The sequence below is a fragment of the Nocardia altamirensis NBRC 108246 genome (assembly GCF_001612685.1).
In the GTDB taxonomy this organism is placed as follows: Bacteria; Actinomycetota; Actinomycetes; order Mycobacteriales; family Mycobacteriaceae; genus Nocardia; species Nocardia altamirensis.
This window is the reverse complement of sequence record NZ_BDAY01000041.1, coordinates 19,194-43,506: the sequence shown is the minus strand read 5'-3', so window position 1 is coordinate 43,506 and position 24,313 is coordinate 19,194. Positions and strand designations below refer to the sequence as shown.

General features: G+C 68.1%; 20 protein-coding genes and 1 riboswitch. Of the genes, 11 read left to right on the top strand and 9 right to left on the bottom strand.

The genetic code is table 11. From position 1 onward, the window contains the following. The first annotated feature begins 21 nt into the window (after positions 1-21). A complete protein-coding gene (locus NA11_RS21985; protein ID WP_069163841.1) occupies positions 22-885 on the top strand; it encodes an alpha/beta fold hydrolase in 864 nt (287 codons plus the stop codon). A 19-nt stretch (positions 886-904) separates the two neighbouring features. Here the strand turns inward: NA11_RS21985 and NA11_RS21980 are convergent, their stop codons facing one another. From NA11_RS21980 to rpmB, 3 genes are all read right to left on the bottom strand, one after another. Continuing rightward, positions 905-1,684 (bottom strand): enoyl-CoA hydratase/isomerase family protein, encoded by a 780-nt coding sequence (locus tag NA11_RS21980; RefSeq protein WP_069163908.1) that lies wholly within the window; start codon positions 1,682-1,684, stop codon positions 905-907. A gap of 39 nt (positions 1,685-1,723) precedes the next feature. Beyond that, positions 1,724-2,221 carry a GNAT family N-acetyltransferase gene (locus tag NA11_RS21975; protein WP_069163840.1) on the bottom strand — a complete coding sequence of 166 codons (498 nt, stop codon included), beginning with the start codon at positions 2,219-2,221 and terminating at the stop codon, positions 1,724-1,726. Between the two features lie 89 nt (positions 2,222-2,310). Continuing rightward, on the bottom strand, positions 2,311-2,502 hold the full coding sequence (gene rpmB / locus NA11_RS21970) for a 50S ribosomal protein L28 (RefSeq protein ID WP_011210730.1): 192 nt from the start codon (positions 2,500-2,502) through the stop codon (positions 2,311-2,313). A 292-nt stretch (positions 2,503-2,794) separates the two neighbouring features. Between rpmB and NA11_RS21965 the strand changes: the two genes are divergently transcribed. Then, a complete protein-coding gene (locus NA11_RS21965) occupies positions 2,795-4,441 on the top strand; it encodes a DAK2 domain-containing protein (RefSeq protein WP_069163839.1) in 1,647 nt (548 codons plus the stop codon). Further along, on the top strand, positions 4,442-6,730 hold the full coding sequence (recG, locus tag NA11_RS21960) for an ATP-dependent DNA helicase RecG (RefSeq protein ID WP_069163838.1): 2,289 nt from the start codon (positions 4,442-4,444) through the stop codon (positions 6,728-6,730). It abuts the gene before it with no gap. A 16-nt stretch (positions 6,731-6,746) separates the two neighbouring features. On the opposite strand, the gene NA11_RS21955 is transcribed toward recG, so the two are convergent. Further along, positions 6,747-7,136: a nuclear transport factor 2 family protein gene (locus tag NA11_RS21955; protein ID WP_069163837.1), complete on the bottom strand. Its 390-nt coding sequence runs from the start codon at positions 7,134-7,136 to the stop codon at positions 6,747-6,749. Positions 7,137-7,232: 96 nt separating this feature from the next. Beyond that, positions 7,233-8,699 carry an MFS transporter gene (locus NA11_RS21950; RefSeq protein WP_245746041.1) on the bottom strand — a complete coding sequence of 489 codons (1,467 nt, stop codon included), beginning with the start codon at positions 8,697-8,699 and terminating at the stop codon, positions 7,233-7,235. A 168-nt stretch (positions 8,700-8,867) separates the two neighbouring features. Between NA11_RS21950 and sigJ the strand changes: the two genes are divergently transcribed. Then, positions 8,868-9,788, top strand: a complete 921-nt coding sequence (gene sigJ / locus NA11_RS21945; RefSeq protein WP_069163835.1) for an RNA polymerase sigma factor SigJ — start codon at positions 8,868-8,870, stop codon at positions 9,786-9,788. A 27-nt stretch (positions 9,789-9,815) separates the two neighbouring features. Here sigJ and NA11_RS21940 read toward each other — a convergent pair whose 3' ends face one another. Then, the gene (locus tag NA11_RS21940; RefSeq protein ID WP_174567709.1) at positions 9,816-11,243 is read right to left on the bottom strand and encodes a short-chain fatty acyl-CoA regulator family protein; all 1,428 of its coding nucleotides are present in this window, start codon (positions 11,241-11,243) and stop codon (positions 9,816-9,818) included. A 150-nt stretch (positions 11,244-11,393) separates the two neighbouring features. Between NA11_RS21940 and prpD the strand changes: the two genes are divergently transcribed. Beyond that, positions 11,394-12,917, top strand: coding sequence for a 2-methylcitrate dehydratase PrpD (gene prpD / locus NA11_RS21935; protein WP_069163834.1), 1,524 nt, complete (start codon positions 11,394-11,396; stop codon positions 12,915-12,917). A gap of 8 nt (positions 12,918-12,925) precedes the next feature. Here the strand turns inward: prpD and NA11_RS21930 are convergent, their stop codons facing one another. Beyond that, positions 12,926-13,105: a DUF1737 domain-containing protein gene (locus NA11_RS21930; protein ID WP_069163833.1), complete on the bottom strand. Its 180-nt coding sequence runs from the start codon at positions 13,103-13,105 to the stop codon at positions 12,926-12,928. An 83-nt stretch (positions 13,106-13,188) separates the two neighbouring features. Here NA11_RS21930 and prpB point away from each other — a divergent pair, with 83 nt between their 5' ends. The 3 genes from prpB (at position 13,189) to NA11_RS21915 (ending at position 15,738) form a co-directional block, all read left to right on the top strand. Further along, positions 13,189-14,097 (top strand): methylisocitrate lyase, encoded by a 909-nt coding sequence (prpB, locus tag NA11_RS21925; RefSeq protein ID WP_069163906.1) that lies wholly within the window; start codon positions 13,189-13,191, stop codon positions 14,095-14,097. 6 nt (positions 14,098-14,103) lie between these two features. Continuing rightward, positions 14,104-15,234, top strand: coding sequence for a bifunctional 2-methylcitrate synthase/citrate synthase (locus NA11_RS21920; protein WP_069163832.1), 1,131 nt, complete (start codon positions 14,104-14,106; stop codon positions 15,232-15,234). Positions 15,235-15,360: 126 nt separating this feature from the next. Beyond that, entirely contained in the window at positions 15,361-15,738 is a 378-nt protein-coding gene (locus NA11_RS21915; protein WP_069163831.1) for a nuclear transport factor 2 family protein, read from the top strand. 337 nt (positions 15,739-16,075) lie between these two features. Here NA11_RS21915 and metE read toward each other — a convergent pair whose 3' ends face one another. Beyond that, positions 16,076-18,364 (bottom strand): 5-methyltetrahydropteroyltriglutamate--homocysteine S-methyltransferase, encoded by a 2,289-nt coding sequence (metE, locus tag NA11_RS21910; RefSeq protein WP_084654935.1) that lies wholly within the window; start codon positions 18,362-18,364, stop codon positions 16,076-16,078. 153 nt (positions 18,365-18,517) lie between these two features. Continuing rightward, a riboswitch (cobalamin riboswitch) is annotated at positions 18,518-18,724 on the bottom strand. A gap of 189 nt (positions 18,725-18,913) precedes the next feature. On the opposite strand from metE, the gene NA11_RS21905 reads away from it, so the two are divergent. The 3 genes from NA11_RS21905 to coaD are packed head-to-tail and all read left to right on the top strand — an operon-like array spanning position 18,914 to position 23,412. Then, complete coding sequence (locus NA11_RS21905) at positions 18,914-22,318, top strand: pyruvate carboxylase (RefSeq protein ID WP_069163829.1); 3,405 nt, start codon at positions 18,914-18,916, stop codon at positions 22,316-22,318. Next, positions 22,315-22,866, top strand: a complete 552-nt coding sequence (gene rsmD / locus NA11_RS21900; protein WP_069163828.1) for a 16S rRNA (guanine(966)-N(2))-methyltransferase RsmD — start codon at positions 22,315-22,317, stop codon at positions 22,864-22,866. Before NA11_RS21905 ends, rsmD begins: the two co-directional genes overlap by 4 nt. 60 nt (positions 22,867-22,926) lie before the next feature. Continuing rightward, positions 22,927-23,412 (top strand): pantetheine-phosphate adenylyltransferase, encoded by a 486-nt coding sequence (coaD, locus tag NA11_RS21895; RefSeq protein WP_069163827.1) that lies wholly within the window; start codon positions 22,927-22,929, stop codon positions 23,410-23,412. Between the two features lie 85 nt (positions 23,413-23,497). Here the strand turns inward: coaD and NA11_RS21890 are convergent, their stop codons facing one another. Continuing rightward, a complete protein-coding gene (locus NA11_RS21890; RefSeq protein WP_084654933.1) occupies positions 23,498-24,016 on the bottom strand; it encodes a GtrA family protein in 519 nt (172 codons plus the stop codon). Between the last annotated feature and the right edge of the window lie 297 nt (positions 24,017-24,313).

The window sequence follows — 24,313 nt, the reverse complement described above, 5'->3', positions numbered from 1 at the left end:
GTTCTATGCGATCCTCGGTTGATGAGTAATGCGAACAATCTGCTGGAGCCGACGCCGCTACTTTTGCGCGGCTCCGGCGGGATCGAACTGGTCGCCGACCAGTTCGGCCCGGTCGAAGGCCCGCTCGTGGTTTTTCTGCACGGCGGCGGGCAGACCAGGCATTCGTGGAAACAGACGGGCGGCAAACTGGCCGCATCCGGCATGCGGGTGGTCACCCTCGACGCCCGCGGGCACGGCGACAGCCAGTGGGCCGACGACGGCGACTACCGGCGCGACACCATGGTGCGCGATCTGCTGCTCGTGCTCGAGCAGCTCGGCGCCCCCGCGGTCGTGGTCGGGGCGAGCATGGGCGGCATCACCGCTCTGCTCGCCACCGCCGTCTCCGGCGGCGCGCAGATCAGCGCGCTGGTGCTCGTAGACATCGTGACCAGGCCGGAAAAGGCCGGCGTGGCACGCGTCATCGACTTCCTGGGCAAGCACCGCGACGGATTCGACAGCCTGGATCAGGTCGCCGACGCGGTCGCCGAGTATATGCCGCACCGGCCGCGGCCGAAGAACACCGATGGCCTGCTGCGCAACCTGCGCGAGCGGGACGGTCGCTGGTACTGGCATTGGGATCCAGACATGCTGGCAGGCCGCGTCGAAGATCCGTCGGACATGATCGTGCAGATGGAAGCCGCCGCGCACGCATTGACGATGCCGGTGTTGCTGGTGCGCGGCATGCAGTCCGACGTGGTGAGTTCCGAAGGGGCCGCGGCATTCCAGGAGCTGGTGCCGCACGCGCAGCTGGTCGAGATCGGCGGAGCTGCGCACACCGCGGCGGGCGACGACAACGACTCCTTCACCGACGCGGTCGCGAAGTTCGTGCTGCAGACGACTCCGTGAACACGGAGTCGTTCGGCAATTACGTGTAGTTCGGCTTCCGCTTCTCGACGAACGCGTCGACACCCTCACGCCCGGTCGCACCGTTCGCCGCGGCGGCGATCGCCTCGCGTTCGCGATCGAGCTGATCGCTCAATGCCGACGAAGTGGACTGCGCCAGCAGTGTTTTGATGCTTGCGTAGGTGGAACGTGGTCCGCCGGCGAGGGTTCGGGCCAGGTTCAGCGCCTCGGCCTGCACCTCCTCGTCGGCGACGAGACGGCTGAGGATGCCGAGCCGCACCGCCTCCTCGGCGTCGAGAACCGCGTCGGTGAGCAGGATCTCGCGTGCCCGGCCGAGGCCGACGATGCGCGGCAGCGTCCACGACATGCCGCCGTCCGGGCTCAGTCCGATGCCGGGGTAGGCGGGACGCAACTTGGTGCTCGGTCCGCCGAGCGCGATATCGGCGGCACACACCAGGCTCATGCCCGCGCCTGCGGCCCAGCCGTGCACGCCGACCACCACCGGAACCGTGGTGGCGTCGATGGCGCGCACGAAGTGGTGCAGATCTGTTGCCAGGCTGTAGATGTGGGCGGCCCGATCCGAGGCCGCCGCGAAACCGCGCACATTGCCGCCTGCGCAGAAGTTCGCGCCGGTGCCCGTCAGCAGCACCGCGCCGACCTCGGAGCCGAGCGAGCGCAGGGCGGCCGTGCCCGCGACGATCCCGGCAAAGTCCATCGAGGTGCCGTTCGCGGCGGTGGCGATGGTGATCTGCAGAACGCCGTCGAAGGTGGTCACGTACCCGGCTTGCTCGGTAGAGGTCATGGCCAGCACCTTACTTGGCGCGGGTGTACGACTCGGATCTCACCGAAGGACGCCGGGTTCGCGCACCATGCGAACCTGGATGGCGGGGGTGAACGCCTCCACCTTGCGGGCCCCGTCCAGTTCGAAACCGTGTTTGCGGTAGAAGGATTGGGCACGCGGGTTCTCTTCGAACACCCACAGCGAGCAGCCGACCTGCGGGTCGACGGCGGCGTTCAACAGATCGTGCGCGACGCCGGTGCCGTACCACTGGGAGCGGACGTACATGGCGTTCAGCTCCATCGGCGGCACCGGTGGGATATCGCGAGTGGCGCTCGCCGTGGCGAATCCGATCACCTGATCGCCGACGACGGCCACCCACGTAGCATCCGGGTACTTCCGCAGCTGGCGCTCCCACTGCTCGGCCCGCCGATCGACGTCGAAGGCGTCGAGCAGCTGGGCGGGCACCAGGCCGCGGTAGGCCTCACGCCAGCAGGCGATATGACATTCCGCGGCGCGGTAGGTGTACTCGGCGGCAAGTGGGGTGATACGCCAGTTCATTGCCCCGCCCATGAGAACAGATGACTACGCCCCGGACAACCCGTGAGGGTGCCGGGGCGTGCGTCGGTCTCGAGTAGTCCGAGGCTGAATCAGCCGCGGACGACCTTGCCCGCCTTCAGGCAGGACGTGCACACGTTCATGCGACGGGTGTTACCCGGCGCGACCTGGGCGCGAACGGTCTGGATGTTCGGGTTCCAGCGACGGTTGGTGCGCCGGTGCGAGTGCGAGACCGACTTCCCGAAGCCGGGGCCCTTGGCGCAGACGTCGCAGACGGCAGCCATAGTCGCGAACTCCTTCATGTCATGTGGGGACCACCGCCCGCGGGCAGTATGTCCGGAAACAATTATCGACCTACCCCTGCCGACTTGACGTCGGCCAGCACGAACCGGCAACGGCCGCGCGAGGCAACCCTGCAAGGGTAACGGGACGGGCGGCGATCCACCAAACCGGGTGCTTTCCGACGTTGCCGGGACACTCATCGGGTACCTCATCATATGTCGGTATCGCCCGCTAACCTGGCGGGCGGCGGTGGCGGACGGGAGAGAGGTGACGGTGCCCGGAGTGCGGGATGTGATGGACGGCACGGCATTGCTGCGCTGGGGGCGAACCTGTGTCGACGGTCTGGCAGACCGGCGCGAGGAGATCAACGCACTCAATGTCTTCCCCATCCCCGACGCCGACACCGGAACCAACCTGCTCGCCACCATGCGTGCCGCGGTGGCCGCCGTCGACCGGAAGGCGAGCATCGCCTCGGCCGCGTTGTCCGTGCACGAGGTCGCCGCCGCGATGGCGACCGGCGCGACGATCGGTGCTCGAGGTAACTCCGGAATCATCCTTTCGCAGGTGCTGCGCGGCATCGCGGAGGCGGTCCGGCACGGACCGTTGACCGCTTCCACGCTGCGTACCGCCCTGCATCGCGCCTCGGCCCTGGTGCGGGAGGCGTTGAGCGTGCCGATCGAGGGCACCATCCTGACCGTTCTGGACTGCGCGGCCGCCAGTGCGGCCGCCTGCCCGGACGATTCGCTCGCCGACGTGGCCCTCGCGGCGGCCGACGGCGCGGCCAAGGCACTGGGTGATACGCCGTCGCAGCTCGGCGTGCTGCGCGAGGCCGGTGTCGTCGACGCGGGAGCGCGCGGGCTCGTCGTGCTGCTGGACAGCCTGGTCTCGATCACTCTCGGCGAGGTCCCCGCCCGGCCGGAGTACACCCCTCGGGAACCGGTCACCGTGCGCGCCGCCGAGCCGAGCGTCAGCGAAACAGGCACGGCGACACCGCAATACGAGGTGATGTACCTCTTGGCCGACACCGACTCCGAGCAGGTGGCGCTGCTCCGCGCCCGGCTCGCCGAGCTGGGTGATTCGGTGGTGATCGTCGGCGACGGCGCACGTTCCTGGTCCGCTCATGTGCACTGCGCGGACGCGGGCGCGGCCGTGGAAGCGGGCATCGCCGCAGGCACGCTCAGTGGCATCCGCATCGAGAGCTTCGCCGCGTCCCACGCCGAGATGCCGTCCGGCCACCTCGTCACCCCCGCGACCCTCGACACCGAGAAGGCGCCCGCCGGTCCCGCCGATCGCGGCATCCTCGCGGTCGCCGCCGGTGCGGGCGCGGGCGTGTTGTTCGAGGATGCCGGAGCGGTGGTGCTCGGCGCGGACGGGGCGGTCTCGGCGGCCGCATTGCTCGCCGCGATCCGGGCGATGCCGAATCGCGAGGTCCTGGTGCTGCCCAACGGCGCATTGCCCGCGCACGACCTGGTCGCGGTCGGCGTCGCCGCCCGTGACGCGCATCGCGACGTGCTGCTGCTGCCGAGCGCGTCCATGGTGCAGGGACTCGCGGCATTGGCCGTGCACGATCGCGGCCGGATCGCCGTCGACGACGCGTTCGCCATGTCGGAGGCGGCCGCGACGACCCGGTGGGGATCGCTGCGGGCCGCGCAGGAGCGCGCGCTCACCATGGTCGGCACCTGCGCTGCGGGCGACGGTCTCGGCCTGGTCGGCCACGACGTGGTGGTGATCGACCACGACGTGCGTGCGGCGGGCCTGACCCTGCTCGATCGCATGCTGTCCTTCGGCGGCGAGCTGGTGACCCTGCTCATGGGTGCGGCGGCGCCGGACGGGCTCGCCGACGAGCTCGCCGCGCACATCGGCGAAAGCTTCCCTGGCGTCGAGGTCACCGTGTATTCCGGTGGGCAGCACGGGGACCTGGTGCAGATCGGAGTGGAGTAGATGGCGACATTGAGCGATCGGCTCGACCACATCCTCGGCGTGAAGGCGGCGGGTTCCCTGGTCGATGCCTTCGACATGCACACGGTGGAGGACCTGCTCCGCCACTACCCGCTGCGCTACGCAACGCAAGGCCAGCCGCTCACCGAGGAAGCTCCCGAAGAGGGCGCGCACATCACCGTGATCGGCCGTATCACCAAGGCCGAGCTGCGTCCGATGCGCAACCGCCGCGGTTCGCTGCTGAAGGTGGTGCTCGACACCGGATCCGGCACGGGGCGCGGTGTCGACGTCACGTTCTTCAACGGTGACAAGGTGAAATACGTTGTCCGCGAGGGGTTGCGGGCGATGATGTCGGGAACGGTCACCTACTGGCGGCCCGGCCAATGGAACCTGAGCCACCCCGGCTATCTGATCCTGCCCGAAGCCGAGGACGACGACGCCTCGGTCGGCTCGCTCACCACCGTGCGCGGCGGCGGTGACCTGCGCGGCCTGGCGCAGAGCGCGAAAGGCGCAGGGGGAGTGGACACCTCGTTCATGGAGCGGGAGTTCATCCCGGTGTACCCGGCCACCGCGAAGGTGCAGAGCTGGGACGTGCTCGCGTGTGTGCGACAGGTACTCGACCAACTGGATCCGATCGATGATCCGCTGCCGGAGGAGCTCAGGGCCGAACGCGCGCTGCTGAACGTCTCCGACGCGTTGCGCCTGATCCACCTGCCGGAGCGCAAGTCCGACATCGACCAGGCCAGGGAGCGTTTGCGTTTCGACGAGGCGCTGGCGCTGCAGCTGGTGCTCGCCGACCGCCGCCACGAGGTGTCCGGCCGTGCCGCGCGGCCGTGCCCGCCGCGGATCGACGGCATCGCCGCCGAATTCGACACGCGCCTGCCGTTCGAGCTCACCGAAGGCCAGCAGCAGGTGATCGCGGAGATCTCCGCCGACCTGTCGCGCAGTCATCCGATGCACCGGCTGCTGCAGGGCGAGGTCGGATCGGGTAAGACGATCGTCGCGCTGCATGCGATGCTGCAGATCGTCGACGCGGGCCAGCAGTGCGCTCTGCTCGCGCCGACGGAAGTTCTTGCCGCCCAGCACTATCGGTCCCTTCGCGGCATGCTCGGCGACCTCGGCAGCGGCGGTGAGCTCGGTGCCGCCGAGCACGCCACCAAGCTGGTGCTGGTCACCGGGTCGATGTCGGCGGCGACCAAGAAGGCCGCGCTGCTGGACGCGATGACCGGCGAGGCGGGCATAGTAATCGGCACGCACGCGCTGATTCAGGACAACGTCGAGTTCTTCGACCTCGGCATGGTCGTGGTCGACGAGCAGCACCGCTTCGGTGTCGAACAGCGGGATGCGTTGCGCGCCAAGGCGAAATCCGGCGCGAGCCCGCACCTGCTCGTGATGACCGCCACGCCGATCCCGCGCACCATTGCCATGACCACCCTCGGCGATCTGGAGACCTCAACGCTCACCCAGCTGCCGAGGGGACGGTCGCCGATCACCTCGAAGGTGGTGCCGCGCAGGCAGCACCCGAACTGGGTCGACCGCGCGTGGGAGCGCATCCTGGAAGAGGTCAAGGCCGGTCGGCAGGCCTACGTGGTGTGCTCTCGCATCGGCGACGACGAAGAGGGTTCCGGCAAGTCCCGCAACGGCAAATCGAAGGCCAAGGAGACCGAGAAGGAGGGCCCGACCACCCAGGCGGTGCTCGACGTCTTCGACATGTTGCGCGCGGGCCCGCTGTCGCAGGTGCGGGTCGGCCTGCTGCACGGCAGGCTGCCCGCGGACGAAAAAGACCAGGTGATGCGCGCTTTCAACGACGGATCGGTGGACGTGCTCGTCTGCACCACCGTCGTCGAGGTCGGTGTCGACGTGCCGAACGCGACCGTCATGGTGATCGTCGACGCGGATCGCTTCGGCGTCAGCCAGCTGCATCAGCTGCGCGGCCGGATCGGTCGCGGCAAGGATCCCGGGCTCTGTCTGCTCATCACCGACGCGGCGCCGGGCGGCTCGGCGATGGCGCGGTTGGACGCGGTCGCAGGCACCACCGACGGCTTCGAGCTCGCCGTGCTCGACCTGCGCACCCGCCGCGAGGGCGATGTGCTCGGCGCCGCCCAGTCCGGCACCGCGCGTTCGCTGCGCCTGCTCTCGCTGCTCGACGACCTCGAAGTCATCACTGCCGCACAGGAACTCGCCCGCGACGTGGTCGAGTCCGATCCCGGCTTGAAGAAGCATCCCGGCCTGGCCGGGATGATGCACGCCGCGGTCGACGCCGAGCGGCTGGAGTACCTGGCCAAGTCGTGATCGCCACTGGGTGCGGCTAGGGTGCCGCGACGGCGGTGATCTGCGTGAGCGCGCACCGCCAGCCCTGCTCGGTCTCGACGAAGACGTCCGTCGTCCATTCGTCGGCGTCGAACCGCTTGCCCTGGTAGTGGGCGATATTGGTGGCCCGAACGGTGAGCACCGCGACGTCCCCGGTGCGCCGGACCCGTGCCTCGCCCACCTGCTGCATCGCCGAATGCGTGAGCGCGCCGGACTCGACGAACGCCAGGAACTCCTCCGCCGTGGCGATGCCGTTCTCCGACACCATGATCCAGTCGTCGGTCATGTACGCGCCGATCCTGGCCGCGTCGTTGGCGACGATCGCCGCCATCCACTCGTCGAGCAGGGCGACGAGCTGATCCGCCAGTGCGCTGTCTGTCATGGTCATGACTGGCACGGTAGCCCCGGCGCCTGCGGTAAGGCTTGGACGAATGGAACACCGAAGCCGGGTATCCGTAGATACCCGGCTTGGTGACGAACTACCTTATGCCGCAACAATTTCAGCGGATGAAGCGGCGCGCTTCGCGTCCTCGCCGCGCGAATTGGCGGTCCACAGGCCGATCGCGGCGGCGCACACCGTGATGATGCCACCGACCAGCAGCGCGAGCTGGAAACCGGAGTTCATCGCCTCGATCGGCGCGTGCCCGGCGGTCAGTCGACTCGTGGTGTGCGAGGTGGCGATCGCGGTCAACACCGCGAGGCCGAGCGCACCGCCGATCTGCTGGCCGGTGTTGAGCAGCGCCGCAGCGAGTCCCGCTTGCTCGCCGGGCACTCCCGCGTTCGCGGCGGTGGTGTTGGCGACGAACACCACACCCATCCCGATCGACATGAACACCATCGCGGGCAGCAGATCGACCAGGTAGGAGCCGTCGGTGGGAATCCGCGAGAGCCAGATGAGCCCGATCCCGGAGACCATCGACCCGCCGACGATCAGCGGCCGAGTCCCGGTCTTGGCGATGAACTTCGACGTCACCCCGGCCACGGCGCCGACGGTCAGGCTGATCGGCAGGTACGCGACGCCCGCCTCGAACTCCCCGTACCCGAGCACTTCCTGCATGTAGAGGGTCACGAAGAAGAACATGGCGAGCATGCCCGCCGCCAGCGTCAGATGGGTCAGGTTGGCGGCCGCGAGCCCCTTGATCCGGAAGATCGCCAGCGGCACCAACGGATCGCCGGTGCGCTGCTCGTTGAGCACGAAGCCGATCAGCAGTGCCACGGCCACACCGAGTTGCGCGATGGTGCGGCTATCGCCCCACCCGAACTCCGGCGCCTTCACCAATCCGTAGACCAGCAGCATCAGCCCGCTCGTTGCCAGCGCGGTACCGAAAACATCGAAGCCGCCCCGTATTTCGTTGCGCCGGTCGTCGGGCACCAGCAGCGGCACGGCGATCAGCACCAGCAGGCTGACGGGAGTGTTGACGTAGAACACCCAGCGCCATCCCGGCCCCTGGGTCAGCACGCCGCCGAGGAAAACCCCTGCCGCCGAAGACAATCCGGCCGTGCCACCCCACATGCTGAGCGCGGTGGTGCGATCGGATCCCTCGCGGAAGCTGGTGGTGAGAATGGACAGCGCCGCGGGCAGCATCAGCGCGGCGCCGACTCCTTGTGCGAAGCGGGCTCCGATCAGCACGCCGCTGGTTTCGGCGAGACCGCCGGTCGCCGAGGCGACGCCGACCAGGAGCGTGCCGACGATCAGCACCCGCCGCCTGCCGAGCAGGTCGGCGAGCCTGCCGCCGAGCAACATCAGGCCGCCGTAGGTCAGCAGGTAGCCGCTGGTGATCCATTGCAGCGTCGACACCGACAGCCCCAGCTCGTGCTGGATGGTCGGCAACGCGACGTTGACGATGGAGGCGTCGGCGAAGTCGAGGAAGGCGACCAGGCACAGCAGCGCCAGGGTCAGTTTGCCGCGACGGGTCGTCAGAAACGACGGTGATTCGGTGGGTGCACGCACTGCGATGTCCTCTCTCGGGTGCGGACGAGGTGTCATCCGTTGCCCACTGAGACATCCGGGCGTCGCGAGACGTGACATCGGGAGAGGCAGCTCACATTTCGGGCGGACATGTCACGGTTCGCCGCCCGCGGCCCTCTCAGAGCAGCAAGATCCGCCATAGGAGGAGCGATGATCGACAGCGTGGACCGCGACGCGACCGAGGTGTTCGCCGACCATCGGGAACTGCTGTTCTCGATCGTCTACAACATGCTCGGCAGTGTCGCCGACACCGAGGACGTGCTGCAGGACACCTGGCTGGCCTGGGCGGCGCGCAACCGGGCAGGCGGCGCCGAGATCGAGCACCCGCGCGCCTATCTGGTGCGCATCGCGGTCAATCACGCGCTGGCCAGGCGGGCCGCCATCGCGCGAAGGCGGGAAACCTACGTCGGCCCTTGGCTGCCCGAGCCGCTCGTCGCCGACGAGCCTGCGGACCGCGACAGCGCGGACGAGCCGTTGCTCCGCGCCGAGGCCGTGTCGATGGCGATGCTTGTCGTGCTGGAAACGCTCTCCCCGCTCGAACGGGCGGTGTTCGTGCTGCACGAGGTGTTCGGCTTCCCGCACCCCGACATTGCCGACATGCTCGACCGCAGCACCCCGGCCGTCCGGCAGCTCGCGCACCGCGCCCGTGAGCACGTGCACGCCCGCAGGCCACGGCAGCCCGCCGACCCGAGGGTGCAGCGCGCGGTGACCGAGAAGTTCCTTGCCGCCCAGCTCGGCGGCGACCTGCCTGGCCTGCTCGCCTTGCTTGCACCCGATGTGACGTTCTGGACCGACGGCGGCGGCAAGCGCCGCGCGGCATTGCGCCCGATCGACGGCCGCGCCAAGGTGGCCAGGCTGATCGCCAGTCAGATCGTGCGAAGTCACGTGCCGGACATGGCGATTCACTACCGATGGGTGAACGGCGACCCGTCGGCCGTGGTGTTCTCCGGTGCCGCGCCGTTCGCCGTGGTGGTCCTCGACATCGATGCGAGCACCGAGCAGATCATCGGCATCTACGCGGTGGCCAACCCGGACAAACTCACCCACCTGCAGCCCGCCACGGAGGAATAGTGGACTGCGGCAACGGAACTCGCGGGGTCAGTCCGGCGAGCCGACGCGGGGGTAGGGCAGATCGGTGCTGGTGAGCTCGTCGATCGCGAGCGGGCTGCCGATATTGGGGAAGGCGCGCTGCGGGCACGAGGGGCGTTCGCAGACTTTGCATCCCGCACCGATCTGCACCGCCGTCGCCGGGTCGTCGAGTTGCAGGCCGGACGAATACACCAGCCGCTCGGCGTATTCGATGTCACAGCCGAGGCCGATCGCGAAGTTCTTTGTCGCGGTGCCGAATCCGTGCGGCGCGGTCATCGCGGTGCGCGCGATCCAGAGGTAGCGGCGCCCGTCCGGCATCTCCGCGATCTGGGTGAGGATCCGGCCGGGGTGGGCGAAGGCCTCGTGCACCACCCACAGCGGGCAGCTGCCGCCGACCCTGGAGAAGTGGAAGGCGGTGGCGGACTGGCGTTTCGAGATGTTGCCTGCGCGATCGGTGCGGACGAAGAAGAACGGGACGCCGCGCTGGCTCTGGCGTTGCAGCGTGCTCAGGCGATGGCAGATGGTTTCGAAGCCGACTTCGAAGCGCAAGCCGAGCAGGTCGATGTCGTAGTGCAGTTCTTCGGCCGAGCGCAGGAATCGCCCGTACGGCAGCACCAGCGCGCCCGCGAAGTAGTTGGCGAGGCCGATGCGCGCGAGGGTGCGGGATTCGCCGGTGAGCGAAGGGGTTTCGGCGAGGACACCGTCCAGTTCGGTGCTGTACAGCAGGAACGCGAGGGTGGTCGCGATCTGGAAGGCGCGCTGGCCGGGTCGCAGCCGCCGGGCCAACGTCAACGTCCGGCTGTCCGGGTCGTAGTGCCGCTTCGGGATGGTGGGATCGGCCCCGTCGCCGCGGACAAGCACGGTCACGCCTGCGCGTTCCTCGGCCACCCTGGCCAGCTGGCGATCCAGCGACCCGATGGTCAGGCCGGACTGCTCGAACAGCTGCTCGGCGGCGATATCGAGCTGCGGGATGTGGTTGTGATGGTCGTAGAAGAAGTCCCGCACATCCTCGTAGGGCATCGGAACGCCGGGCACGCCGGTCGGCGCGGACACCCTGGCCGAGAGCAGATCGAGCTGGTCGGTGGCGGCGCGTAGTCGGCGGTGCATGGCCACGACGATCCTGGCGACCTCGGGCTGCCTGGTCGCCAGCTCCTCCACCTCGGTCAGCGGCGCGGTGTGCCCGCCCGCCGCGTCGATCAGCACCTCGTGCAGATCGGACACCAGGCGGGCGTCCGAGTCGGCGGCGAAGAATTGGACGTCGAGATCGAAGGTGGAGTTGAGTTTCAGCAGCACCGGGATGGTGAGCGGCCGCTGATCGCGTTCGAGTTGGTTGAGATAGCTGGGCGACAGATCCAGCGACTTCGCCAAAGCCGCCTGGGTGAGTCTGCGCTCCTCGCGCAACCGCCGGAGCCGGGCGCCCGCGTACATCTTCCGCACCAGCAAGATGGTAGTCCCAGATCTTCGCAATCATCGCAATATCAGCGGTTGTTTCCCACAGAAATATGCCGCTGCGAGGTATTTTGCGCGAGATTTCAGGTGCGTAGCGTGCGAAGGGAGGTTCTTTCACCGCTCCGATTTGGAGGATGCATGAAGTCACACATCGTACGCGCCCGCTCCGCCGCCGAGGATTTCCCGCGCGCGGAACACCTGGCGACCAAGGTTGCCGAGGTTGCTGCCGACCCGGTCGAGGTCACCGCGGAGGTCGCCGAGATGATCGTCAACCGGATCATCGACAACGTCGCCGTCGCGGCCGCGTCGCTGACCCGCCGACCGGTGACCAGCGCGCGTGCACAGGCGCTCGCGCAACCGTATCGGCCGGGACCGGGCCGCTCGGGCGCGACGGTGTTCGGACTGCCCACGCCGCGCTGGGTGTCGCCGGAGTGGGCAGCCTGGGCCAACGGTGTCGCGGTGCGCGAGCTCGACTTCCACGACACCTTCCTGGCCGCGGAGTACTCGCATCCCGGCGACAACATCCCGCCGATCCTCGCGGTCGCGCAGCACCTCGGCCGCAGCGGCGCGGAGCTGATCCGCGGCCTGGCCACCGGATACGAGATCCAGATCGACCTCGTGCGCGGAATCTGCCTGCACGAGCACAAGATCGACCATGTCGCGCACCTCGGTCCGTCCGCCGCCGCGGGCATCGGCACGCTGCTCGGGCTCGACACCGAGACGATCTATCAGGCGGTCGGGCAGGCGCTGCACACCACCACCGCGACCAGGCAGTCGCGCAAGGGGGAGATCTCCAGCTGGAAGGCCTACGCGCCCGCGTTCGCCGGGAAGATGGCGGTCGAGGCGGTGGACCGCGCGATGCGCGGCGAGGGTGCGCCCGCGCCGATCTGGGAGGGCGCCGACGGCGTGATCGCCTGGCTGCTCGGCGGCACCGGCGCGGAATACGCTGTGCCACTGCCAGGTCCCGGCGAGGCGAAGCGCGCGATCCTGGACACTTACACCAAGGAGCATTCCGCCGAGTACCAGAGTCAGGCGCCGATCGACCTGGCCCGCCGGATGCGTTCGGTCATCGGCGATCTCGACCAGATCGCGTCAATTGTGTTGCACACCAGCCATCACACGCACGTGGTGATCGGCACCGGGTCGGGGGATCCGCAGAAGTTCGATCCGCATGCCAGCCGCGAAACCCTCGACCACTCGGTGCCCTACATCTTCGCGGTCGCGTTGCAGGACGGAACCTGGCATCACGAGCGGTCTTACGCGCCGGAGCGTGCGCAACGACCCGACACCGTCGAGCTCTGGCGCAAGATCTCCACCGTCGAGGATCCGGAGTGGACGCGGCGCTACCACGCCACCGACCCGAACGAAAAGGCTTTCGGCGCAAGGGCGGTGGTGACGCTGAAGAGCGGGGAAACCATCGTCGACGAGCTCGCCGTCGCCGACGCGCATCCGCTCGGCGCGCGGCCGTTCGCCCGTGCGCAGTACATCGCCAAGTTCCGCACGCTCGCCGAGGGCGTGCTCGATCCCGCCGAGCAGGATCGGTTCCTCGACGCGGCCCAGCGCACCGCCGAGCTGGCGCCCGGCGAGCTGGATCAGCTCACGTTCACCGTGTCCGACGAGGTGCTGCGCCGCGCGCCCGAGGTGCCGGAGGGGATCTTCTGATGCGGTCGCTACTGAGGTCCCCACACGACCGCTTGGGCCGCAATGACATCGGTGCCGTTGAAGGTGACCGACGGCGAGCCGTGCAACAGGTACCCCTCGTCGAGCAGTGCGCTGATCCGCTCGCAGAAGGCGGCGTCGTCCTTGCCGGTGATCAGTCGGTAGGGCATGGGGCGTGCGTCCTCGGTCATCCCGTCAGCTTAAAACGATCAAGCACCTCGACCGGATCGAGCACTGCGCGGTTGCGGGCGACGTCCGCAGGAAGGTGGGTCGAGTGACCGGGCTACTAGCGGCGGCGACGAGCGCGGCCGACAAGCGAGTGGCGCTGCGCGCCGGGCTGACGTCCGGGCGCATTCAGCGGCTGCCCGGCGCCTTCAATCCCTTGGTGGCCAAGCTGGTTCAGGAACTCGGCTTCGAGGGCGTGTACGTCTCCGGCGCGGTGGTCTCGGCCGAGCTCGCGCTGCCCGACATCGGGTTGACGACGCTCACCGAGGTCAGCGCGCGCGGGCAGCAGATCGCCGGTGTCACCGATCTGCCGGTGCTGATCGACGCCGACACCGGCTTCGGCGAACCGATGAACGCGGCACGCACCATCACCGTGCTCGAGGACGCCGGGCTGGCGGGCTGTCACATCGAGGATCAGGTGAACCCCAAGCGCTGTGGGCATCTCGACGGCAAGGCCGTGGTGCCGGTGGCCGACATGGTGCGCCGGTTGCGCGCCGCGGTCTCGGCGCGGCGCGACCCGAACTTCGTGATCTGCGCACGCACCGACGCCCGCGGCATCGAGGGGTTGGACGCGGCCGTCGATCGGGCCAAGGCGTACGCGGACGCCGGCGCCGACCTCATCTTCACCGAGGCGCTGGCCGATGCCGCCGAGTTCGCGAAGTTCCGTGCGGCGGTGGATGTTCCGCTGCTCGCCAACATGACCGAGTTCGGCAAGTCCGCGCTGCTGTCCGCGGCGGAGCTCGACGAGCTCGGCTACAACGCCGTCATCTATCCGGTGACCACGCTGCGGTTGGCCATGTTCGCGGTGGAGCATGGGTTACGCGAGATCGCCACCAGCGGAACCCAACTCGGCCTGCTCGACCGAATGCAGCATCGGTCGCGCCTGTACGAGCTGCTGGATTACCAGCGGTACAACGACTTCGACTCCGGAATCTTCAACTTCACCCGTAGTGAGTGAGCAGATATGACCGAGATCAAGAAGGGCCTGGCCGGCGTGGTGGTCGACACGACCACCATCTCCAAGGTGGTGCCCGAGACCAATTCACTGACCTATCGCGGCTATGCGGTGCAAGATCTTTCGCAGCACTGCTCGTTCGAGGAGGTCGCCTATCTGCTCTGGTACGGCGAACTTCCCGATGCCGCGCAGCTTGCGCTGCTGTGCCAGCGCGAGCGCGCGCAGCGGCGCGTCGATCGGTCAGTCCTTTCGCTGATCGAGAGGATGCCTGCCTCGTGCCATCCGATGGACGTGGTGCGGACGGTGGTCAGCTATCTCGGATCCGAGGATCCGGAGGAAGATCTCGGTGCCGCGCCGTCGCAGCGGGCCTTGCTGGCCAAGGCCTTGCGGCTCACCGCGGTGTTGCCGACGGTCATCGCCGCCGATATGCGCCGCAGGCGCGGCCTGGATCCCATTGCGCCGCACTCGCATCTGGGTTTCGCGGAGAACTTCCTGACCATGTGCTTCGGTGCGGCGCCCGATCCACGGATCGTTCGTGCCTTCGAGATCTCGCTGATCCTGTACGCGGAGCACAGCTTCAACGCCTCGACCTTCGCCGCGCGCGTCGTCACCTCGACGCAGTCGGACCTGTACAGCGCGGTCACCGCGGCCATCGGCGCGCTGAAGGGGCCGCTGCACGGCGGTGCGAACGAGGCGGTGATGCGCACCATGCTGGAGATCGATGCGCCGGAACTGGCCGCGGAATGGTTGCGCGCCAAGCTCGCTGCCAAGCAGAAGGTGATGGGGTTCGGGCATCGCGTCTACAAGAACGGTGATTCCCGGGTGCCGACCATGCGGGACGCGCTCGAGCAGGTCGTCGAGGTGACCGGTGGGCAGCGCTGGCTGCGCATGTACGCCGAGCTGGAACGGACGATGGCCGAAACGACCGGCATCAAGCCGAATCTCGACTTCCCTGCGGGTCCGGCCTACTACCTGATGGGCTTCGACATCGAGATGTTCACGCCGATCTTCGTGATGAGCCGGATCACCGGCTGGACCGCCCACATTGTCGAGCAGTCCGCGTCGAACGCGCTGATCCGGCCGTTGTCCGAGTACACCGGTGTGCCGCAACGAGAGTTGGCGGTCAGCGGCAGCCGCTGATTCCGGTGAGCGGAACTGTCGCGGGCGAGATTCGCAAACCCGCCCCCACCTAGCAAGTGCTTGGTTGAATCGGAGGCGGTAGGACGCCGCAGGCGTCGTCTCGGTATCAGGAAGCGAGCAACGCCCATGCCAACCCCCGACGAACTCGTCCGCGACATGTGCCGCAGCTGGTCCGATCCCGACCCGGACCGCATCAGCGCCTTCTTCGCCGAAGACGCTGTCTACCACAACATCCCGATGGAGCCCCTCATCGGCCGCCCCGCCATCCGCGACTTCATCGCAGGCTTCCTCACCACCTTCGACGCCATCGACTTCGACATTCACCACCAGGTCGCCAACGGCAACATCGTCATGAACACCCGCACCGACACCCTCCGCGGCGCAGGCCGAACCACGCCCCTTCCGGTCATGGGCTTCTTCGAAGTAGCAGGCGACACCATCACCACCTGGCACGACTACTTCGACATGGCCACCATCAACCGCGCCTTCGGCCTGGAGGGCTGACAGCCGAATCCACGGAAATTTCCTGGGGATATAGCGGAACCGAATGGAAGCTTCGCGCGTCGAAGACTTGTATCAGGGGATTTCGGGTTGGGTCATGATGTGCGAGGAGGGGTAGACATGGATCGCTGTCCGGGGTGTCATACGGCGTGGCGGCGGGGGATGAGCTCCAGGTCGCAGCAGCAGCCGGTCAAGCGGGCCGCGGAGCCATGCGAGAGGTATACGTCGCGGCGGCGACAGCGCCCGCGTCCTGAGCCTGAAATCGATTGAGCGGCGGGGATTTCGAGGAAAATGGTCGGTGCCCCCTCTAGCTGGGGCGGAGGGGGCACCGACCGCTGGATCAGCGCACCGCGGCGGCCGCGGCGACCATGTTGCGCAGTGAGGCTTCCACCTCGGCCTGACCGCGGGTCTTCAGGCCGCAGTCGGGGTTGACCCACAACCTTTCGGCGGGAACGGCTTTCAGCGCCGCACGCAGCGAGGTGGTGATCTCCTCAACGCTGGGCACCCGCGGCGAGTGGATGTCGTAGACGCCGGGACCGACGCCGAGGTCGAAGCCTGCGGCGTTGAGGTCGTCGAGGACCTCCATCCGCGAGCGAGCCGCCTCGATCGAGGTGACGTCGGCATCCAGCCCCGCGATCGCGTCGATCACCTCGCCGAACTCCGAATAGCACAGGTGGGTGTGCACCTGCGTGGCGTCCGAGACGCCGGACGTCGCGAGCCGGAACGACTGCACCGACCAGTCGAGGTAGGCCCGCTGGTCGGCCTCGCGCAGCGGCAGCAGTTCGCGCAGCGCGGGCTCGTCGACCTGGATGATCCGGATGCCCGCCGCCTGCAGGTCCACCGTCTCGTCCCGGATCGCCAGCGCCACCTGCCGCGCCGAATCACCGAGCGGCTGGTCGTCACGCACGAACGACCAGGCCAGAATGGTCACCGGCCCGGTGAGCATGCCCTTGACCGGCTTGTCGGTGAGCGACTGGGCGTAGGTGATCCATTCGACCGTCATCGGCGTCCGCCGCGTCACGTCGCCGAACAGGATCGGCGGCCGCACGCAGCGGGTGCCGTAGGACTGCACCCAGCCGAGTTCGGTGGCCGCGAAGCCGTCGAGCTGTTCGGCGAAGTACTGCACCATGTCGTTGCGCTCCGGCTCGCCGTGCACGAGCACGTCCAGGCCCAGCTGCTCCTGGAGCGCAACGACATCGGCGACCTCCGCGCGCATCCTGCGGACGTACTCGGCCTCGTCGATCTGGCCCTTGCGCAGTTCGGCGCGGGCCACCCGGATCGCCGAGGTCTGCGGGTACGACCCGATCGTCGTGGTCGGCAGCGTCGGCAACTGCAGCCGATCCTGTTGCAGCACACGGCGTTCCTCGGCGGGCGCCCGCTTGACGGCGTCCGGGCCGAGTGCGGCGAGCCTGGCGCGGACCTGTCCGTCGTTCAGTCGCGGGTCGGCTTGCCGGGAGGCGAGCGCCGCCCGCGCCTCGGCGAGTTCCGCGCCGATCGCGTCGGGACCTTCGGTCAGTCCGGTCGCGAGCAGGCGTACCTCGGCCACCTTCTCGTTGCCGAACGCCAACCACGACCGCAGCGCGTCGTCCAGATCGGTTTCGACGGCCAGGGTGTAGGGCACGTGCAGCAGCGAGCACGAGGTGGACACCGCCACCGACCCGGCGGAACCGAGCAGGGTGCCGAGAGTGGCCAGCGACTTGTCGAGGTCGGCGCGCCACACGTTGCGTCCGTCGACGACGCCCGCGACAAGCAGCTTGCTCGCCAGCGCAGGCACCGAGGCGACATCGGAAACATCGGTGCCGGAGGTGAAGTCGAGCGCGACACCCTCGATGTCGGTGTCCGCCAACGCGGTCAGCGCGCCGTCGGAGTGCCCGAAGTAGGTCGCCACCAGGATGGCAGGCCGCTCTGTCGGCGCGGTCAGCTCGGTGTACGTGCTACGCACCAGCGCGATTTCGTCCGCCGTGAGATCGGTGACCAGCACCGGCTCATCGATCTGCACCCAGCTGACGCCCGCCGCGGCGAGCCGGCCGAGCAGGTCGCGGTAGAGCGGAACGAGTTCGGCGAGCCGATCCAGCGCGGCGCCGCCGGTGGCCTTGGCCAGCTTCAGGAAGGTGATCGGGCCGACCACCACTGGCCGCGCGGAGACGCCGAGCTCGAGCGCCTCCTGCACCTCGTGCAGCAGCTTCTCCGGGTTCAGCGAAAACGCGGTGTCCTCGCCGATTTCGGGCACCAGATAGTGGTAGTTGGTGTCGAACCACTTGGTCATCTCCAGCGGTTCGACCCCCGCTTCTAGATCAGACCCAGCGTTGCCGCGCGCCGCGGCGAAATAGCGGTCGAGCGGATCGGCGATCCCGGCCACCCGCGGCGGCAGCGCGCCGAGCAGCAAGGCGGTGTCGAGCACCTGGTCGTAGTACGAAAAGGTGCCGACGGGAATCGAATCCAGGCCCGCCGCTTGCAGTTCGGTGAGTTGGGCGGTCCGCAGCTCGCGTGCAACGGCGTGCAGCTGATCGGCGTCGATCTTGCCTGCCCAATAGGCCTCGGTGGCTCGTTTGAGCTCACGCCGCGGCCCCACCCGAGGTAGCCCGAGAACCGTTGCGGTGAACGGTGTCTTCTGTACAACAGTCACGATGTTTCTCCAGTGCTGAGGTCGTCGCGAACCATCGCCACAGGGCGGTGCGGTTAGACCAAGTGACACGCCAGAGAATCCCGGCAGGAGAGCCCGACATATCAGCACTGGTAGAACCGCGCGCCCAAATCCACGAGGCGGTGGTCGCCGGATACGGCGTATCCGGCACAGTTGGCAGGTCTTCGGACTCACAGGCACCGGCCGTATCGGCCGACCTACTGGCCGTCGCTTCCCAAGTCGGTGAACTCAGTGCGTCTGACGGCGGTCGTTCCTGCATACCGCTGCGGGACAGTCCCGGATTCTCACCGGGTTCCCTCTCACCCGCCCACCCGTTTCCGGCTGACCGAGCTCGACTCCGTTGCGCGACGTCGGGGCTCCATCTCGCGCGCACCGGTGAACCAGCTGCATCCACGAGCATAGGCCGCCGCGCGGCGGGCCGATGTGACGGCACCGTGAACGCAACTTCGCAACGCTGTCCGACCGGGTTGTGAAGATGCCTGCGAAGGGCCCTTCCGTGTCTGTGAGGTGGGCGGGGGCGGGTACCTTAGGCCAATGTTCACGAAAGTCTTGGTAGCCAATCGCGGCGAGATCGCCATCAGGGCCTTCCGCGCAGCCTACGAGCTCGGCGTAGGGACGGTGGCGGTCTTCCCCTACGAGGATCGCAACTCGGTGCATCGGATGAAGGCGGCCGAGTCCTACCAGATCGGTGAACAGGGGCACCCCGTCCGGGCGTACCTCTCGATCGACGCGATCATCGACGCGGCCAAGTCGGCGGGCGCCGACGCGGTGTACCCCGGGTACGGCTTCCTGTCCGAGAACCCGGATCTTGCGGCGGCCTGCGCTCGTGAGGGCATCACCTTCATCGGTCCCTCCGCGGACGTGCTCGAGCTCGCGGGTAACAAGGCGCGGGCCATCGAGGCCGCCAAGGCGGCAGGCCTACCGGTGCTGCGCTCCAGCGCGCCGTCCGCCGACGTGGACGCCTTGATCGCCGCGTCCGAGCAGCTCGACTATCCGATCTTCGTCAAGGCGGTCGCCGGTGGTGGCGGCCGCGGCATGCGCAGGGTCGCCGCCGCCGAGCAGCTGCGCGAGTCCATCGAGGCCGCGTCCCGCGAGGCCGAGTCGGCGTTCGGCGATCCGACGGTGTTCCTCGAGCAGGCCGTGGTGAACCCGCGCCACATCGAGGTGCAGATCCTGGCCGATCAGCACGGCAACGTGATCCATCTGTTCGAGCGCGACTGTTCGGTGCAGCGCCGCCACCAGAAGGTGATCGAGCTCGCGCCGGCGCCGAACCTGGATCCCGCACTGCGCGACCGCATTTGCGCCGACGCCGTCTCCTTCGCCAAACAGATCGGCTACAGCTGCGCGGGCACCGTCGAGTTCCTGCTCGACGAGCGCGGCAACCATGTCTTCATCGAGATGAACCCGCGCATCCAGGTCGAGCACACGGTGACCGAGGAGATCACCGACGTCGATCTGGTGCAGTCGCAGCTGCGGATCGCGGCGGGCGAGACCCTCGAACAGCTCGGCCTCAGCCAGGAGGCGATCACCATCCGCGGCGCGGCGCTGCAGTGCCGGATCACCACCGAGGATCCGGCCAACGGCTTCCGCCCCGACACCGGCCGCATCACCGCCTACCGCACCCCGGGCGGTGCAGGCATCCGGCTCGACGGTGGCGCCAACCTGGGTGCGGAGATCGGCGCGTACTTCGACTCGATGCTGGTGAAGCTCACCTGCCGCGGCCGCGATTTTCCCGCGGCGGTGTCGCGGGCCGCTCGGGCACTCGCCGAGTTCCGAATTCGTGGTGTCACCACCAACATTCCGTTCTTGCAGGCGGTGCTCGAGGATCCGGACTTCCGTGCAGGCCGGGTCACCACGTCGTTCATCGATGAGCGCCCGCAGCTGCTCACCTTGCGCGGTTCCGCTGACCGCGGCACCAAGATCCTGAACTACCTGGCCGACATCACCGTCAACAAGCCGCACGGCGAGCGGCCGACCACCGTCTACCCGCACGACAAGCTGCCGTCCATCGACCTGACGGTGCCGCCGCCGGACGGTTCGCGGCAGCGGCTGCTCCGTCTCGGCCCCACCGGTTTCGCGCAGGATCTGCGGGCGCAGAAGGCCGTTGGCGTCACCGACACCACCTTCCGCGACGCGCACCAGTCGTTGCTCGCCACCCGGGTGCGCACCAACGGCCTGCTCGGCGTCGCAGGGCACGTGGCTCGGCTCACGCCGGAGCTGCTGTCCATCGAGGCCTGGGGCGGCGCGACTTATGATGTGGCGCTGCGCTTCCTGTACGAGGACCCGTGGGAGCGGCTGGCCGCGCTGCGCGAGGCGGTGCCGAACATCTGCCTGCAAATGCTGCTGCGCGGTCGCAACACCGTCGGTTACACGCCGTACCCGGAGCAGGTCACCCGCGCGTTCGTCTCGGAGGCGACCGCCACCGGCATCGACATCTTCCGCATCTTCGATGCGCTCAACAATGTCGACCAGATGCGCCCCGCCATCGACGCGGTGCGCGAAACCGGCACGGCCCTCGCGGAAGTCGCGCTGAGCTACACCGGTGATCTGTCCAACCCGGACGAGACCCTCTACACCCTCGACTACTACCTGAAGCTGGCCGAGCAGATCGTCGACGCGGGTGCGCACGTGCTCGCCATCAAGGACATGGCCGGGCTGCTGCGCGCCCCCGCGGCCGCCACCCTGGTGACGGCGCTGCGCAGCAACTTCGATCTGCCGGTGCATGTGCACACCCACGACACCCCCGGCGGCCAGCTGGCGACCTACCTGGCCGCCTGGCAAGCGGGTGCCGACGCGGTGGACGGCGCGAGTGCCGCGATGGCCGGAACCACCAGTCAGCCAGCGCTTTCCGCGATCGTCGCGGCCGCGGCGCACAGCGAATACGACACCGGCCTGAACCTGGGCAACGTGTGCGACCTGGAGCCGTACTGGGAGGCGCTGCGAAAGGTGTACCGGCCCTTCGAATCCGGGCTCCCCGCACCGACCGGCCGCGTCTACACCCACGAGATTCCCGGCGGCCAGCTGTCGAACCTGCGTCAGCAGGCGATCGCGCTCGGCCTCGGCGATCGCTTCGAGGAAGTGGAAGCGAAATACGCTGCGGCGGACCGGTTGCTCGGCCGCCTGGTGAAGGTGACCCCGTCGTCCAAGGTGGTCGGCGACCTGGCGCTCGCGCTGGTCGGCACCGGCGTCGACATCGAGGATTTCGCGAGCGATCCCGGTCGCTACGACATCCCCGACTCGGTGATCGGTTTCCTGCGTGGCGAACTCGGCACCCCGGCGGGCGGCTGGCCGGAACCGTTCCGTAGCCGCGCGCTGGCAGGCCGCGGTCCGGCCAAGCCGGAGACCCCGTTGACCGCTGCCGACGAGGCCGGGCTGGCAGGCACCTCCGAGCAGCGCCGAGACACGCTCAACCGGTTGCTGTTTCCCGCACCCACCGCCGAATTCCTCGCGCACCGCGAGAAGTACGGCGACACCATGGGTCTGTCGGCGAACCAGTTCTTCTACGGTCTGCGCCAAGGCGAGGAACACCGCGTCCAGCTGGAGAAGGGCGTCACCCTGCTCATCGGCCTGGAGGCCATCTCCGAGCCGGACGAGCGTGGCATGCGCACCGTCATGTGCGTCCTCAACGGCCAGCTGCGTCCCGTCGCGGTCAGGGACCGGTCCATCGCCAGCGACATCCCGGCTGCTGAGAAGGCGGACAAGGGCAACGCGGGCCACATCGCCGCGCCGTTCGCCGGCGTCGTCACATTGGCGGTGTCCGAAGGCGATGCGATCGCCGCGGGTGACACCATCGGCACCATCGAGGCGATGAAGATGGAGGCGGCGATCACCGCGCCGCGCGCAGGCACCGTCGGCCGGGTCGCGATCGGCCAGGTCCAGCAGGTCGAGGGCGGCGACCTGCTGATCGAAATGGCCCTGCGCGAGTCTTCGGGCGAATGACCCGGATCGTCGCGGGAACCGCGGGCGGGCGGCGGCTACGGGTGCCGCCCGCCGGGACCCGTCCCACCTCCGACCGGGTTCGGGAGGCCTTGTTCAGCGCGCTCGACGCGCGGATCGATTTCGACGGGATCCGCGTGCTCGACCTCTACGCGGGCTCGGGTGCGCTCGGGCTGGAGGCACTGTCCCGCGGCGCCGCGCACGCGTTGCTCGTCGAAGCCGATCGCAAGGCGGCGGCGGTGGTGCGCGGCAACATCGCCGACCTCGGGCTGCCCGGTGCGGAACTGCGGATCGGGACCGTCGCCAGCGTGCTGGCTCTGGGCGGCGCAGGCGAATTCGATCTCGTCCTCGCCGACCCGCCCTACGCGGTCGACACCGACGCGGTGCAGGCCGACTTGCGCGCGTTGACCGCGGGCTGGCTGCATCCCGGCGCGCTGGTGGTCATCGAGCGCAGCAGTCGATCGCCGGAAATCGAGTGGCCGGAAGGCTATTCGGCGACCAAGCCGCGTAAGTACGGCGAAACGCGGCTCGAGCTGGCGACATTCGACTGACATTGTGCATCGGCACACCCTCCCTGGTGCCGGACCAGGGCCCCACGATAGCGTCTGACCATGGCAGGAGCATTGTGCCCCGGGTCCTTCGACCCCGTGACCAACGGACACATCGACGTCTTCAACCGGGCCGCCGCCCAGTTCGACGAGGTCGTGATCACCGTTTCGATCAACAAGAACAAGCAGGGCATGTTCAGCGTCGAGGAGCGCATGGAGATGCTGCGCGAGTCGACCACGCACCTGCCCAACGTCCGGGTGGAGTCCTGGTACGGCCTGACCGTCGACTTCGCGCGGGAGCAGGGCATCACTGCCATCGTGAAGGGCCTGCGCGACGCCACCGACTTCGGCTACGAGCTACAGATGGCCCAGATGAACAAGAAGCTCTCCGGCGTCGACACCTTCTTCATCGCCACCAATCCCGCCTTCAGCTTTTTGTCCAGCTCGCTGGTCAAGGAGGTGGCATTCTTCGGCGGCGACGTCACCGACATGCTCCCTTCGTCGGTGCACAAGCGCCTGCTCGACCGCTTGGCCGAGCGTCGCGGCTGACTGCCGAATCAGCCAAGACCCAAATCAGCCCCGGTTCCGGAGAACGGAACCGGGGCTGATCTGTGGTGGGCTGCGGTAGTGGTTCTCAAAAGACCAAGCCGCGCAGGGCGAGGAAGCGCATGCCGCCGACCGCCGCGGTGATGCCGAGGACGGCGCTGGCTTCGGCGGGACCGCCGATGGCAGGGGCCCAAACGTCAAGGGCCGCAAGTCCCGCGGTGGTGATGGCGAGGCCGACCAGTGCCAAGCCGCCGCCTTCCCACTGCGCGGTGAACCAGCCGACTCGGCCGCGTGCGTGGAAGGTGAGCTGGCGGTGCAGTTCGTTGGCGATCACGGTGCTGACGATCGAGCCGACCACGTTGGCGATCAGCGAGCCGATGCCGTGCATCGCCAAGAAGAGAAGGACGTAGGCGATATTGCTGAAACCGCCGACCAGCGCGAAGCGAATCAGCTGGGCGAAGGCCCGGTCACCGCGCAGGTAGGCCATCATCTGCTCGAACCGTGCGGTCGTCGACGCGCCGGGTAACACCGGGTACGGGCCGACGAGCGGCATGAAGAAGCTGGTGGGGCCAACTCCCGCCGGTCGCTCTAGATCCAGAACAGTCATGGGTTTTCCGATCGAACATGAGCCTTCGATGGGGACAACAGCGAGGGTGATCGCTTGCTTCCCATCGAATCTCGAAAGGTTCCGGTTGTACTGCTTGTTCAGCATGTACTGAACACTCAAAACCTGTCAATACTCGATGGACGGCGTTGTCCGTTCTCTCGGGCTTCTGCAATCCCGCAGGCCCGGTGGGGCCTGCGCTCGAAGCCGAAGACCTTGTCGATCTTCTGAACTAATTTAACACCAAGTGGAGGCAGATCCTCCACTTGATTTATGTGGCGTACGAGACACTGGCACGAC